The sequence below is a fragment of the Martinezella sp. CNPSo 3890 genome, assembly GCF_057784455.1.
Genome location: NZ_JBXSOR010000002.1, coordinates 696043 through 708702 on the forward strand (window position 1 = coordinate 696043; position 12660 = coordinate 708702).

Genomic DNA, 12660 nt, shown 5'->3' on the forward strand with positions numbered 1-12660 from the left:
TTATGAAAATGGTCGCCTTGCCTGCCGCCAGTTTATGGAATGCCCATGGTCACCAATGATGCTTCAGTCACCAGTCCGGTCATGCCCCTTGCCGGCATCTTGGACCTGGCGCGTTCGCAGCGCCTCTCCTTCAACGACCTGTTCCAATTTGCCGAAACACGAAGTGCCGCCGGGCGGAAGCTGGAGGCGGCGGAGGCTTACAAGGTCTGGATTGCGTTCAACGATGGCCACCCCTACCTGCATCTCGTTTACTTCAACTATTCGGTCACGCTGCGGCAGCTCGGCGACATAGCCGGCTCCATTCAGGCGCTGCGCGCCTGCCTGAAGCTCGATCCGCAATTCGGCCCGGCACACATCAATCTCGGACGGGCATTGGAAGATAGCGGCGTCGCGGCGCAAGCCATCGTGCAATGGCGAAGCTTCGTCGACATGACGGCTGAAAGCACTCCGGACAAGCTCGCGCACCGCCTCATGGCGCTTCAACATATTGGCCGCGTCATGGAAAATGCGGGTCTTTTGGATGATGCCGAAGCGGCTCTTTGGCAGGCTATCGAACTACGACCCGACAAGGGCGAGGCCGGGCAGCATTGGAGCGCCTTGCGACAGCGCCAATGCAAATGGCCTGTTCTGACGTCATCCGACCACGTCTCCACGCGTCAGCTCCTCGATTCCATGTCGCCGCTGACGCTTGCCTGCTATTCCGACGATCCCCTGTTTCAGCTCGCAAGAGCCTATCAATACAACAAATCCTTTGTCGGTCGGCCCGACATAAGCGGATTTCCTCGCAAGATGCCGCGCAAAAAATCCGGAACCGCTCAGCGGCTTCGCATCGGCTACGTATCGTCGGATCTGCGCGATCACGCGGTTGGCTTCGCACTCAGGGAAGTGCTGGAGCTGCACGACAAGCAAAGCGTCGAGATCTACGCCTATTACTGCGGGGAGCCCGTGGAGCAAGACGCCACGCAAACGCGCATGAAAGCCGTCGTCGACTGCTGGCGCGAGATCGCCGCGCTCAACGATCAGGATGCGGCACGGCAGATCGCGGACGATGACATCGATATCCTCATCGACGTCAATGGCTATACCAAGCATGCGCGAACGAAGATCTTCGCATATCGACCGGCCCCCGTCATCGTCAATTTCTGCGGCTATCCGGGCACGATGGGCAGTCCTTTTCATCACTATATCATCGCGGACGAGCACGTCATTCCTCCGGAAAATGAGATCTTCTATTCAGAGAAGGTCCGGAGGATCCCTTGCACCCAGCCAATTGATCGCAAGAGAGCGGTCGCCGAAAAGCCGACACGCCTCGAAGCGGGCCTGCCGGACGGCGCCTTCGTCTTCGCCTGCTTCAACGGCATGCAGAAGATCACGCAGGAGACGTTTGCGCGGTGGATGGAAATTCTCGCGGCAACATCCGACAGCGTATTATGGCTGTTGAGCGGCGGTGGCGATGTCGACGCCCGTCTGCGCCAGGTCGCGGCAAATGCCGGTGTCGCACCTGAGCGTCTCATCTTCGCGCCCAAGGCACCAAATGCCCAACACCTCGCCAGGATTGGCCTTGCCGATCTTTTCCTCGACACGTTCCCCTATGGAGCACATTCGACCGCGGCCGATGCCCTGACCATGGGCTTGCCTGTCCTCACCATTCCAGGCAAGAGCTTCGCAGCACGCTTCTGCCATAGCATAGTCGCGGCTGCCGGCGCGACGCAGCTCATCTGCTCGGACCCGCAAGACTACATAGAAAAGGCGATCGGATTCGCAAAGGATTCAACTAGCCTGAAGAGAATAAGGGCGTCCATGCGGGAACAACGAGACACAAGTGTCTTGCGCGATATTCCAGCCCTCGTTCAGCGCCTGGAGACGCTGTTCTGGCAGATGCAAAGAGAAGCCGAGCAAGGAAACATTCCTCAGCCGGATTTGCGCAACCTCGATGTCTACTATGAGATTGGCGTCGGATTGGTGCAAGACCACATTGCCTTTCGCGACGACAGCACTTACAGGCGCGAATATAGAAAGCGGCTGGCCGAATGGCACGACTATTCCCCATTGCAGCGAGACGGTCGCCTCTGGCCTAATGGCACGGTAATCTAGGCATTCCCGTTGGATTTCTCCTGCGCCAATGCCCAAACGCCAAGGTTGCCGAATCTGACGGGCCAGAAGAATCTGACGGATACAGCGGCCGGATTTCCATCACTCTCTGCGGCTTGCCTCACGGGCGGCCAGCCGCTTTCCGGTTCATGAAGCTCAGGGCGAGCACGGTAAAGATCAGTGTTCCCGTACCGACCTGCTGCCAGTAGAAATTCAGATCGGTCAATAAAAGTCCATTGGCCACGATACTGAGCAGCAGCACACCCAGCACGGTACCAGTGACGTTCGGCCGCCCGAGCGGACTGAGCGTCGTGCCGATGAAGGTTGCGCCGATGGCATTCAGCAGGAATGCATTGCCGGAAGACGGGATGTAGACGGTGACGGTCGCGGTCAGAATCAGGCCAGCGACGGCCGCGATCAATCCGACCAATACGAAGGTGGGCGCTATATAGGCGGGAGCCACAATACCGGAATAGCGCACGACACCCGGCTGGATACCGATTGACAGCACGACGCGGCCGAAGCGCGTGCGGGCAAGAATGACCGCGGCGACCGCGATGAGGACGATGGCGATTGCGAGCGGCACAGGGAAACCCCAGATCGTACCGTGGCCAAGGAAACGGAAAGCCTCCGGCACGCCGTTCGGCGGCAGATAGACGGGATTGCCGCCATTGGTCAGCAGTTGCTGGATGCTGCGGCCGATGAACAGCGTGCCGAGCGTCGCAAGGAACGGCGAGACGCCGATCCCCGAGATCAATAGCGCATTAAAGGCGCCCACGAGCGCCCCGGCTCCCAATCCGGCAAACGCCGCAAGTGCCACCGGCTGCCCGGCAAGGACGAGCGAGACGAAGGCAAAGCTCGCGAAATCCATCGCCGTCCCCACCGAAAGATCGATGCCGCCAGAGGCGACCGCGAAGGTCATGGCGATGGAAACGATGGCAAGCAACGTGAAATTGTTAACCAGGATGCTCTGCAGGTTGGCAAGGGTCAGGAATGTCGGTGTGATCAGGGAAAAGACGGCGAAGACCGCAACCAGGGCGAGGATCAGCCCATAGCGCACGAGGCTGGCGGCGATCAGCCGCGTCAAGCCAACCGGGGCGTGTGCGGAACCATGGAGCGACATGTTCAGGCCTCCTGCCGACGCAACAGGGTGGCCGCGGAGACCACGATGAGAATGAGCAGGCCCTGCACGCCGCTGACCAGCGTGCTCGAAATATTGAGCAGCTGGAAACCGTTGGTGAGGAAGCCGACCAGCAGAGCTGAAAGCAACGTTCCAGTCACTGTTGGAACCAGCCTGCGTGAAAAGACCGAACCGAGCAAAGCGGTGACAACGACGGGCAACAGCATCTCGCCGGAACCCGTCGTGCTGCCGCTCAGGTAGGAAACCGAGAGGATGCCGGCGATGCCGCCAGATAGGCCGCTGGCGACGAATGCGCCGGCAAGCAGGCGACGAAGCGGAAGGCCAGCGGCGCGCGCGGCATCCGGAAACTCGCCGACAGCGTAAAGGCGCAGACCAAGCGGCGTATATTGCACGATCGCCGTCGCAATCGCCGTGAAGCCGATGAGCACATAGGCGAGGATCGGCATGCCGAGGGAGTCCGAAGCAGAAAGCGCCGAGAGGAATGGCGTGGAAGCCGGAAGGACGGTATTTCCCGTCAGCACCAGTTCCAGGCCGGCAACGACGTTCATGACGGCAAGCGTGGCGAGTAGCGGCACGATACCGGCATAGACGACGGCGATAGCATTGACCGCGCCGATCAGTGTACCAGTCAGGATCGATGCCAGGATCGCCGTGACATCACCAAAGCCGAGTTGCGTGAGGCTGGCATAGACGGCGGCGCTGAGGCCCATATTGGCAGCAAGCGACAGGTCGATACCGCCGGTGACGACATTGGAGCCGCCGGCGATGAGGACGATCGTCAGTCCGATCGCGAGCACGCCGGAGATGGCTGATTGGCCGAGCACATTGCCGATATTGCCGATGCTGAGGAAGTAAGGCGCGGTCAGCGAAAAGACGATCAGGATGACTCCAAAGGCGATCAGCGACCCGAAGCGCAATGCCGTGGCCGCTATATTGCCGGCCGGCCGGGCAGGTTCTTCTAAGGTCGAAAATCCGGAAGGCGCGAATTCTACCTCAGCCGACATGGCGCTGTCCTTCCGACGATCCGGTGGCTTCGGCGAGCACGGCATCCGCCGTCGTCTCCGACGATATGAATTCCCGCACCACCCGGCCACGGAAGAGCACAAGGATGCGATCTGTGATGCCAAGGAGTTCCGGCAGGTCGGAAGACAGGACTATGACACCGGCGCCGCGCGCCGCGAGTTCGCCGATCAGCGTATAGATCTCGACCTTGGAGCCGATGTCGACGCCGACCGTCGGCTCGTCGAGGAGGTAGACCTCGGAATGGCGACTGAGCCATTTGGCTATCGCCACCTTCTGCTGATTGCCGCCCGAAAGCGTGCGCAGCAAGGCGTTACGCCCGTTGGTCTTTACCTGCAGGCGTTCAATCAGGGCATCGACTTCCCGCCTTTCGCCCTCGCGGTCGAGAAAGCCGAGGCGCGTGAAGCGATCGAGGCTGGAAAGACTGATATTTTCCGCGACGCTGAGGTCGAGCGCGATGCCATGGCGGCGCCTATCCTCGGGCACCAGGGCGATCCTGTTATCCGTCGCGTGACTGGGATTGGCGAAACGGACAGCCTTGCCGCCGATTTCGATGCGACCGAAGGCCGGCCTATCCAGACCGAAGAGAGAGCGGACCAGCTCCTTTGCCCCGGAACCGAGCAAACCAGTGAGGCCCAGCACCTCGCCGCGCCGAAGGGTGAAGCTGACATCCTCGTATCTTCCGGGCGCCGAAAGCCGTTCGACCTTGAGGATTTCATCGCCGGGCACAACAACCGGCTTCGGAAACATGTCCTTGATGTCGCGCTCGACCATCAGCCGCGCGATCGCCGCGGCCGATGTTTCCCGGATCGGCACCGAAGCGACGTCCAGCCCGTTGCGCAGCACGGTGACATGGTCGCAGAGTTCCTCGATTTCGTTCAGGTAATGCGAGATGTAAATGACGGTCACGCCTTCATCGCGCAGGCGACGGATCAGACGGAAGAGAATATCGGCCTCGCGACGCACCAATGCCGCCGTCGGTTCGTCGAAGACAAGCACCTTAGGCTGGTTGAGAAGCGCGCGGGTGATCTGGACGATCTGCTTTTCGGCCGTCGACAATTCACCGATCAGCGCGCTGTTCGGCAACCGCACACCGAAATAATCCTTGAGGATATCGGATGCACGGCGCTGCATCAGCCGGCGATCGAGAAATGGCGTGCCTGGTATGCGCGGCTCCCGGCCGAGAAACAGGGCTTCGCCGACCGTAAAAGTCGGCACGAGAAGCCGATCCTGATGAATGAAGTGAACGCCCAGCTCTTCCGCGAGATGCGGGGTCAGCCTATCGAAAGCTTGCCCTTCGATCTCGATCCTCCCGTCATCCGGCTGATGAAGACCGGCAAGCAGCTTGATCAATGTCGACTTGCCCGCGCCGTTCTGGCCGACGAGACCGTGGATGGTTCCACGCCTGACGCTCAGCGACGCACCCGCCAGTGCCTGCGCTCCGCCGAAGCGCTTGACGATGCCTTCAAAGCGGATGATGTCGTCTTTTGCCGTCACCGGCTGCTTGAAAGAAATGGCCGTCATCTCGGTCTCCAGCGGACATGTTCCGGGCGATCCAGCCATGGCGGCATCGCCCGGAGCGGACTATCAGCCGATGCCGAGCTTCTTGGTGACCTCGCCGACATTGGCCTTGTTGGCCAGAAGTGCTGGAACGTAGGTCTCGCGCGGCAACGTCTGCCCGGCGAGGAGCTTCGCGACATTGCGGATGGCGGTGCGGCCGATTTCCGCGGGCTGTTGAGCGACGTCGGCGCCAGCGGGCGATTTCGGATCGGCGATGAGCTGCAGCACTTCCGGGCTGCCATCGACGCCGTAGGTGCGGATTTCGGTGCGGCCAGCGGCGGCAAGCGCCTGGGTCGCGCCGAGCTGCGGGACGTCCCATGCCGACCAGATCGCCTTGATCGACCCCTTTTCCGGATATTTGTTCAAAATCGCGGTGATCTGGGTGAAAGCGTCCTGCACGGTATTCGGGATGACGTCGCGCAGTTCCGGCTGGATGATCTTCACCTTCGGGAAATATTTGACGACATTGACCAGCTGGTCATAGCGGATCGCGCAAGGCGTCACGCCGTAAAAGCCGTTGAAGACGACGATATTGCCTTCGCCGCCGATATCGGAGACGAGCTGGAGCGCCAGGTCCTTGCCGATGCCCCAGTTGTCGGAGGTGGTATTGTTGATCGAATTGGTCGAGCCGACGTCGACCGTCAGAACCGGAATGCCGGCGTCGCGCGCCTTCTTCAGCCAGGGGTCGATGACGCTGAGCGTCCCGAGGATCTGAACGATGGCATCCGGCTTCTGGGCAATCAGCGTCTGCAATTGCGAGACCAGTTTGGCGTCGTTGCGCCCCGCGTCCACGGCGATCGGCTCGCCCCCGAGGCGTTTGACCTCTTCGATCTGGGCATTATAGGCCTGCAGGTCGAAGAAATGGTCGGTTCCGGTCGCGCTGATGGCGATGCGCTTACCCTTTAGGGACGGCTCTTCCCCGGCCGCGAAGGCGGGCTTTCGCCCGATCAGCGAAGCGCCGGCAACGGCAACTCCAGCCGCCGCGGATAATTTCAGCAGCTCCCGTCTTCCTAGACCGCTGTCGGACTTTTCGATGCTCATTGCCACTCTCTCCAATTTGACTTTAGTCTATAAATTAAGTGGACTAACGAGAATGGGGAGAAATGAATTTCCAAAAAGGCGGCCTGGAGAGGAAAGAGTAGACGGCGCGGGTGCTCGTCCCCGGCCGCGGCTTTCAAGGACGATCAGCCGATGGAGACCGTCTTGTCTTGCCGCGTCGGAAGCGTTGGGTCGAGATCAAGTCCGCACCCTGAGCGCTCGCTCCGTCCTGTCCGCGATCTGGGTTACTGCATAGGCTATCACCATGTAGATCACGACCGCGACCAGGAAGGCCTCGAGATAGTAGAAGTTCAGCGCTGCGGTCAGTTGCGACTGCGCGAAGATGTCGACCACCTCGATGGCGAACCCCAGGGAAAGCGCCTTCATGATGACCATGAAGGAATTGGCAAGATCCGGTATCGCCGCGACGATGACCTGCGGAAGCATGACCCGGCGGAAGAGTTGGCTCTTCTTGTAGCCGAGCGAATAGGCTGCATCGGCCTGGCCGGTGTCGAAAGAATTCAGAGCGCCCTTGACGACTTCCGCCTGGAAGGCGGCGACGCAAGCGGTCAGGGCGACAATGAGCGTGACCCAGTTTGGCGTGGAATGGCCGTTATAGTCCACGCCAATCAGCGATGTCAGGAATTGCAGGGTCGAGGGCAGGCCATAATAGGCGAGGAAGATCACCACGACCATCGGCACGCCCTTGAACGCGACCTTGTAGGCGACGACAAGCTGTCGCAGGACAGGGATGCGCCGATATTCCACCATGGCGAACAGGCTGCCTATGATCGTCGAGAAGACGAAGATCGCAAGCGCCATCGCGAGCGTGAGGGGTACCGCACCCAGGATATCCCAAAGATCGGAGAGAAGAACGTCGATATCGAACATGTAGCAACTCCTTCGATCAGACGCTTGCCATCATCCTGGTTCTGCCGCGCTTCGCGCCTGGAGAAAATCTCGCGGAACGAAGCTCGAAAAAGCGGACGACAGACCAGGCGACCAGGCAAAGCAGCGAATAGAGCACCGCCAGCACGAGGTATGTTTCGAACTGGTACTGGTTATAGTCACGCTCCATCACAAGATGAGCGGTCGCCATGACATCGGCCGCGCCGATATACATGACGAGCGCGACGTTATGGATCAGATAGATGATCGAATTGCCGTAGCCGGGAAGCGCGATGTGAACCGCCTGTGGCCCGAGAACGCGCGTGAGCTTCTGGCGGAACGTATAGCCAAGACTGTCCGCGGCATCATGCTGGCCGCGTTCGACGGCGAGATAGGCCGGCCGCATGACTTCGGACAGATAGCCGCCGTGATAGAGGCTCAAGCCCAGCATCGCCGCGATGGTCGGGGACACGAAGTCCGCGACGCCGAACACACCCACAAGCACGGGAAGCCCGTAGAAGGCGACGAACAATTGCAGGACGACGGGCACGCTGCGGGCATAGGATACGTAGAGATCCGCCAAATGGCTGATCACCGGGATCCTGCGAACCCGGAACGTCGTCGCGATCAACGCCAGCACGAAGCCGGCGATCATGGCCGTGAACGTGATCGCAAGCGTCAGCGGCAGAGCCGAGAGCAGCTCTGGGATCATGACGGAAAGGTCCACTTCGGAACACTCCTTCTCTCAGTCTTTGGGCCTGATCACCGGGGTCGGAGGGCGGCGTTACTTCATATACGTGGTGATGTCCTCGCCGAACCACTTCTGCGAGAGCTTGGCAAGCGTGCCGTCGGCCTTGAGCTCCTTCAGAGCCTTGTCGATGCCATCGGAGAGGGCCTTGTTCTCCTCGGAGCGATGGATCAGCACGAAGGTCTGATTGATCGCGACCGGCTCGCTCGTCTTGATATCGAGCTTCTGCTGGTCGATCACGGTCTGCTCGCCGAGGTTGGATGGCAGCACGAGCGCATCGTATTTGCCGTTCTGCACTTCCTTCAGCCGGTCCGGATAGGGAACGCCGGCGCTCGAGGCGGTGATCTCGATCTTGTAAGCCGGGTTTTGCTCCTGCCATGCCGTGGCGAACTTGTAGATGCCGCCGCCTGCGGTGACGGGCACGATCTTCTTGCCGACCAGATCCTTCATCTCGTTGATGCCGCTATCCTTGCGGCTATAGATCTTGATCAAGCTCGCACCGATCGGGGCGTCAGGAATGAGGAACTGCTTTTCACGGGCAGGCGCGCGATAATAGCCGCCCGTCGCGATGTCGTACTTGCCGGTGGCAAGGCCGGTTTCCTGGGCGATGTCGGCCGCACCTTCCATGACGAACTTGTACTGGGGCAGCTTCGCGTTGATCGCCCTTAGCACGTCGGGTTCGTAACCCTGCGGCTCGACGCCGATCGCGCCCCAGGAGAGCGGCTTCGATTCGGCCGCGGTGGCGATCTTGATCGTGCGGACCTCCTCGGCGAACGAGGCGGTTGCGAAGGCGATCGCGACGCCTGCTACGGCAAGACCGAGGCCACGGCGCGAGATTGAACTCATGGAAGTCATTTCAGGCATCCTTTCTACTGGATCGCGCGTTCGGAATTGAGAAACTGAGCGAGGCGCGGGTTGGAGGGTGTATCGAAGATTTCGGCCGGAGTGCCGTCCGCGGCGACAACGCCCCGGTCCATGAAGACGATGCGGTTCGAGATGTTCTTGGCGAACTGCATCTCATGGGTAACGAGGAGCGATGTGATGCCCGAGGACGTCACATCCTTGATCACCTTCAGGACCTCGTTCACCAGTTCGGGGTCAAGCGACGATGTCGGCTCGTCGAACAGCATCACGTCCGGCTTGACCGCCAAGGCGCGGGCGATGCCGGTCCGCTGGAGCTGACCACCTGAGAGCTGGGAGGGATAGTTGTCGAGCTTGTCGGCAAGTCCGACGCGCTCGAGTTCCCGCAGGGCAATCGCGCGGGCCTCTTCCTTCGGCTTGCGCTGAACGACCACCAGCGGGTCCATGACGTTCTGGATGACGGTCATGTTCTTGAAGACGTTGAACTGCTGGAAAACCATCGCCGTGCGAAGACGGATCGCCTGCACCGCGGCCTTGTCGGGGCGAGCGTAATCCATGCGGATGCCATCCAACGCGATCGAGCCGGAGGACGGCTTGGTCAGATGGTTGATGCACTTGAGAAGCGTCGTCTTGCCGGTGCCGCTCGGGCCGATGATCGACACCACGTCGCCCCGTTTCACCGACAGGTCCACACCATTTAGAATTTGCGTGCTTCCGTAAGACAGCTTTAGGTTCTTGATCTCAAGCATTGCGGGCTCAGGTCCTTTCGGAAGATAGTTCGGAAGGCTCCTTGGTATCGTCATCCGCCCACTCGTCACCGAGGAGTTCCGGCGTGTCGAAAGCCTGGAGGTTTTCAAAGTGTTTCTCGCGGTCGGCGACAAAGAGGGCGCGGACAATGCCGCGCGCCAGGCGATCGGCACCTTCGCTGATCGCGGGGATGTCGCCGGTGAGCTTGCCGTGACTGAGTGTCGCCGGAAAATTGAAGCAGTGAATCCTTGCCAGCGTCGGGCACGAGCCCGGCTCCCTTTCGAGGAATTCGAACGCCTCTCCGAGATCGGGGGATCCCTCGAGCTCGGCGTTGGGCATCTCCGCCGGCACCGGGAAGCGATCGCGCCACAAGCGTATATGTGGGCCGAAGGCGGCAAGCTCCGGTCGATTGCTCAGGTCGATCTTGAAGCCCGTTCCAAAGATCAGAAAGTCGACGGGATAGCCGGCCCTCGGCGTCGTCACGATGACGTGGTCGCCTTCTTGCTCCAGCCTGCTGATAGGGCTCTCAAGATGGAGATGGGCTTGCGGGAAGGAACTGACGCGCAAGACGCTCGGCCGCGGCGGCGGCGTCTGCTGGGCCATGGCATAATTGAGGAAGCGCCACTTCCACTCATCGGGAAGGCCGGCGAATCCGTGCACGACGCCCTGGCTGCCGATGCCGGTGAACTTGTTGATCCGCGGCAGCTCCCTGCGGCGCACGAACATGTCGAGGCGCGCCGCACCGGCTTCGAGAGCGGCCGCTGCATTGTCCATCGCCGAGGCGCCGGCACCAATCACGCCTATCCGCTTGCCGCGCAGCATCGCGAAATCGATGTCGTCAGCGGTATGCGCCCAGAACTTGCCACCGATACTTTTCGCGATATCTGGCACGAACGGGCCGCCCAGACCATCGCGGCCGGTCGCCAACACCGCATGACGCGCAATGATCGTCTCCTTGAGGCCGTCCTCGGTGCAGACAAGATCAAGCATTCCGTCCTCGCGTGGGAGGATCGCATCGACTGTCACGCCGTTGCGGACGGGAAGCTCGAGCACCTTACGGTACCAGATCAGATATTCCATCCACGTCTCACGCGGCGCGCGGTCGAGTGCGACCCACGCCTCCCGGCCAAAGCGCGCTTCGTAGTAGGCGCGAAACGTCAGGGCGGGCAGCCCCATCGCTGGACCGGTGAGCTGCTTGGGAGAGCGTAGCGTTCGCATTCGGGCGAAGGTGACCCAAGGCCCCTCGCGACCCGCGGGTGCCTTGTCGAGCACGACATGGTTGGCGACGCCCAGCCTCTTCAGCATCGCGGAGGCGACGAGCCCGGCCATGCCCGCGCCAATGATGACGACATCGACGACAGGCTGACCGTCGATCATGCGCGGCGGCACCCAGGATTTGGCCGGCAGTTCCAGCCAGGCGAGATCCTGCCGCAGCCGCGCCTCAAGAGCATCGAGACCGTCCGGCAAGATTGAAAGGTCGCTCATATCGACGCTCCCTCAGGTCTCGCGGTTTGCCCGTAAATGGTATCGGCCAGCGCTTCCGCGCCGCTCGAGTCGAACAGGCGGCAGCCTGGCATCGTTAAAGCCACCGCGCGCGCCGCCTCGATCACTGCCGTGATCGTCGATGTGAGCGGCAGCGCGGCGGGCGATATCGCACCGAAGAGAAAGGGGATGGTGTGATCAAGCACGCGCATCACGACACCGTCAAGCGGCACGCCGACGACGGTCGCCGGCTCGACGATGCCAACCCCTAGTCCTGCCCGAACCAACGACAGCGCCGTCAGTGAAGCATTGACGTCGATAATCCGGTCCGGCGAGACCCCTGCCCGTTCCAGTGCCTCATCGACTCGATGCCGCAAGCGATATGGATTTGCCAGGGTGATGATGCGGCGATCGGCGAGATCGGCAAGACGCACCACGTCACGGTCGGCGAGCGGATCGTTCGCGGCGATGGCGACGACACATGGCGCCTCCGCGATCCAGTGTATTTCGAGGCCCGGATGTTCGAGCGGCAGGCTTGCGATCCCCAAATCCGCCGAGCGGGCGAGCACTGCCTGGACGACGTTTTCGGCCGCAAGCGCCTGCACATGCAGATGACGCGGGATCAGATCCGGGGCAACGGCCGCGAGTGCCCGCGGCAGAACGCCCGCCGAAAGCGACGGCGTGGCCGCGATCGTCAGCGTGGGTGGTTCATCACGACCGATCGCCTCCGCGCGCTCACGGATATGTGTGAGACTGGCAAGATGGCGCTCGACCTCGGAATGAAACAGCACGCCTCGCGAGGTCGGCGTGATCCGTGGACCGCTTCGATGCAGGAGCGCATAGCCGATATCGGCTTCCAGATCCTGGATGAGCCTGGTGACCGCCGGTTGCGATCGGCCCAGCAAGCGCGCTGCCCCGGTCACGCTACCCGCGGAAATCACCGCCGCGAAGGCTTCAAGTTGACGAATATCGAAAGAGTTAGAATGCATAATTGAGATGAAACACCCCTCTTAATGCGAGTAAAGCATAAGAATTCTCACTTGACGATCGGAATTAGATAATTATTTCGCATGAAATTCGCTTA

11 protein-coding genes are annotated in these 12660 nt (G+C 61.0%); 1 reads left to right on the forward strand and 10 read right to left on the reverse strand.

All coding sequences use genetic code 11. The features are described 5' to 3' along the window. Positions 1–45: 45 nt before the first annotated feature. Complete coding sequence (locus tag AC13RC_RS09325; protein WP_113388784.1) at positions 46–2094, forward strand: O-linked N-acetylglucosamine transferase, SPINDLY family protein; 2049 nt, start codon at positions 46–48, stop codon at positions 2092–2094. 118 nt (positions 2095–2212) lie between these two features. Here AC13RC_RS09325 and AC13RC_RS09330 read toward each other — a convergent pair whose 3' ends face one another. The 10 genes from AC13RC_RS09330 to AC13RC_RS09375 all read right to left on the reverse strand — a co-directional run bounded on the left by AC13RC_RS09330 (position 2213) and on the right by AC13RC_RS09375 (position 12574). Further along, a complete protein-coding gene (locus tag AC13RC_RS09330; RefSeq protein ID WP_113353421.1) occupies positions 2213–3214 on the reverse strand; it encodes an ABC transporter permease in 1002 nt (333 codons plus the stop codon). A 2-nt stretch (positions 3215–3216) separates the two neighbouring features. After that, positions 3217–4236 (reverse strand): ABC transporter permease, encoded by a 1020-nt coding sequence (locus AC13RC_RS09335; protein WP_488556977.1) that lies wholly within the window; start codon positions 4234–4236, stop codon positions 3217–3219. Then, entirely contained in the window at positions 4226–5776 is a 1551-nt protein-coding gene (locus AC13RC_RS09340; RefSeq protein WP_488556978.1) for a sugar ABC transporter ATP-binding protein, read from the reverse strand. Before AC13RC_RS09340 ends, AC13RC_RS09335 begins: the two co-directional genes overlap by 11 nt. A 63-nt stretch (positions 5777–5839) precedes the next feature. Beyond that, positions 5840–6853, reverse strand: a complete 1014-nt coding sequence (locus tag AC13RC_RS09345) for a sugar ABC transporter substrate-binding protein (RefSeq protein ID WP_488556979.1) — start codon at positions 6851–6853, stop codon at positions 5840–5842. Between the two features lie 195 nt (positions 6854–7048). Next, positions 7049–7741, reverse strand: a complete 693-nt coding sequence (locus AC13RC_RS09350; protein ID WP_113353425.1) for an amino acid ABC transporter permease — start codon at positions 7739–7741, stop codon at positions 7049–7051. Between the two features lie 16 nt (positions 7742–7757). Further along, complete coding sequence (locus AC13RC_RS09355; protein WP_113353426.1) at positions 7758–8465, reverse strand: amino acid ABC transporter permease; 708 nt, start codon at positions 8463–8465, stop codon at positions 7758–7760. Between the two features lie 57 nt (positions 8466–8522). Beyond that, positions 8523–9341 (reverse strand): amino acid ABC transporter substrate-binding protein, encoded by an 819-nt coding sequence (locus AC13RC_RS09360; protein WP_112721605.1) that lies wholly within the window; start codon positions 9339–9341, stop codon positions 8523–8525. A gap of 14 nt (positions 9342–9355) precedes the next feature. Continuing rightward, entirely contained in the window at positions 9356–10096 is a 741-nt protein-coding gene (locus AC13RC_RS09365; protein ID WP_069614054.1) for an amino acid ABC transporter ATP-binding protein, read from the reverse strand. 7 nt (positions 10097–10103) lie between these two features. After that, the gene (locus AC13RC_RS09370; protein ID WP_113353427.1) at positions 10104–11579 is read right to left on the reverse strand and encodes an NAD(P)-binding domain-containing protein; all 1476 of its coding nucleotides are present in this window, start codon (positions 11577–11579) and stop codon (positions 10104–10106) included. Beyond that, positions 11576–12574 (reverse strand): LysR family transcriptional regulator, encoded by a 999-nt coding sequence (locus AC13RC_RS09375; RefSeq protein WP_113395158.1) that lies wholly within the window; start codon positions 12572–12574, stop codon positions 11576–11578. Before AC13RC_RS09375 ends, AC13RC_RS09370 begins: the two co-directional genes overlap by 4 nt. Between the last annotated feature and the right edge of the window lie 86 nt (positions 12575–12660).

Bases quoted from the DNA above. Each gene is read 5' to 3' on its own strand.
- AC13RC_RS09350 (WP_113353425.1), bottom strand. From the start codon at position 7,741: ATGTTCGATATCGACGTTCTTCTCTCCGATCTTTGGGATATCCTGGGT.
- AC13RC_RS09335 (WP_488556977.1), bottom strand. From the start codon at position 4,236: ATGTCGGCTGAGGTAGAATTCGCGCCTTCCGGATTTTCGACCTTAGAA.
- AC13RC_RS09345 (WP_488556979.1), bottom strand. From the start codon at position 6,853: ATGAGCATCGAAAAGTCCGACAGCGGTCTAGGAAGACGGGAGCTGCTG.
- AC13RC_RS09360 (WP_112721605.1), bottom strand. From the start codon at position 9,341: ATGACTTCCATGAGTTCAATCTCGCGCCGTGGCCTCGGTCTTGCCGTA.
- AC13RC_RS09370 (WP_113353427.1), bottom strand. From the start codon at position 11,579: ATGAGCGACCTTTCAATCTTGCCGGACGGTCTCGATGCTCTTGAGGCG.
- AC13RC_RS09365 (WP_069614054.1), bottom strand. From the start codon at position 10,096: ATGCTTGAGATCAAGAACCTAAAGCTGTCTTACGGAAGCACGCAAATT.
- AC13RC_RS09340 (WP_488556978.1), bottom strand. From the start codon at position 5,776: ATGACGGCCATTTCTTTCAAGCAGCCGGTGACGGCAAAAGACGACATC.
- AC13RC_RS09330 (WP_113353421.1), bottom strand. From the start codon at position 3,214: ATGTCGCTCCATGGTTCCGCACACGCCCCGGTTGGCTTGACGCGGCTG.
- AC13RC_RS09325 (WP_113388784.1), top strand. From the start codon at position 46: ATGGTCACCAATGATGCTTCAGTCACCAGTCCGGTCATGCCCCTTGCC.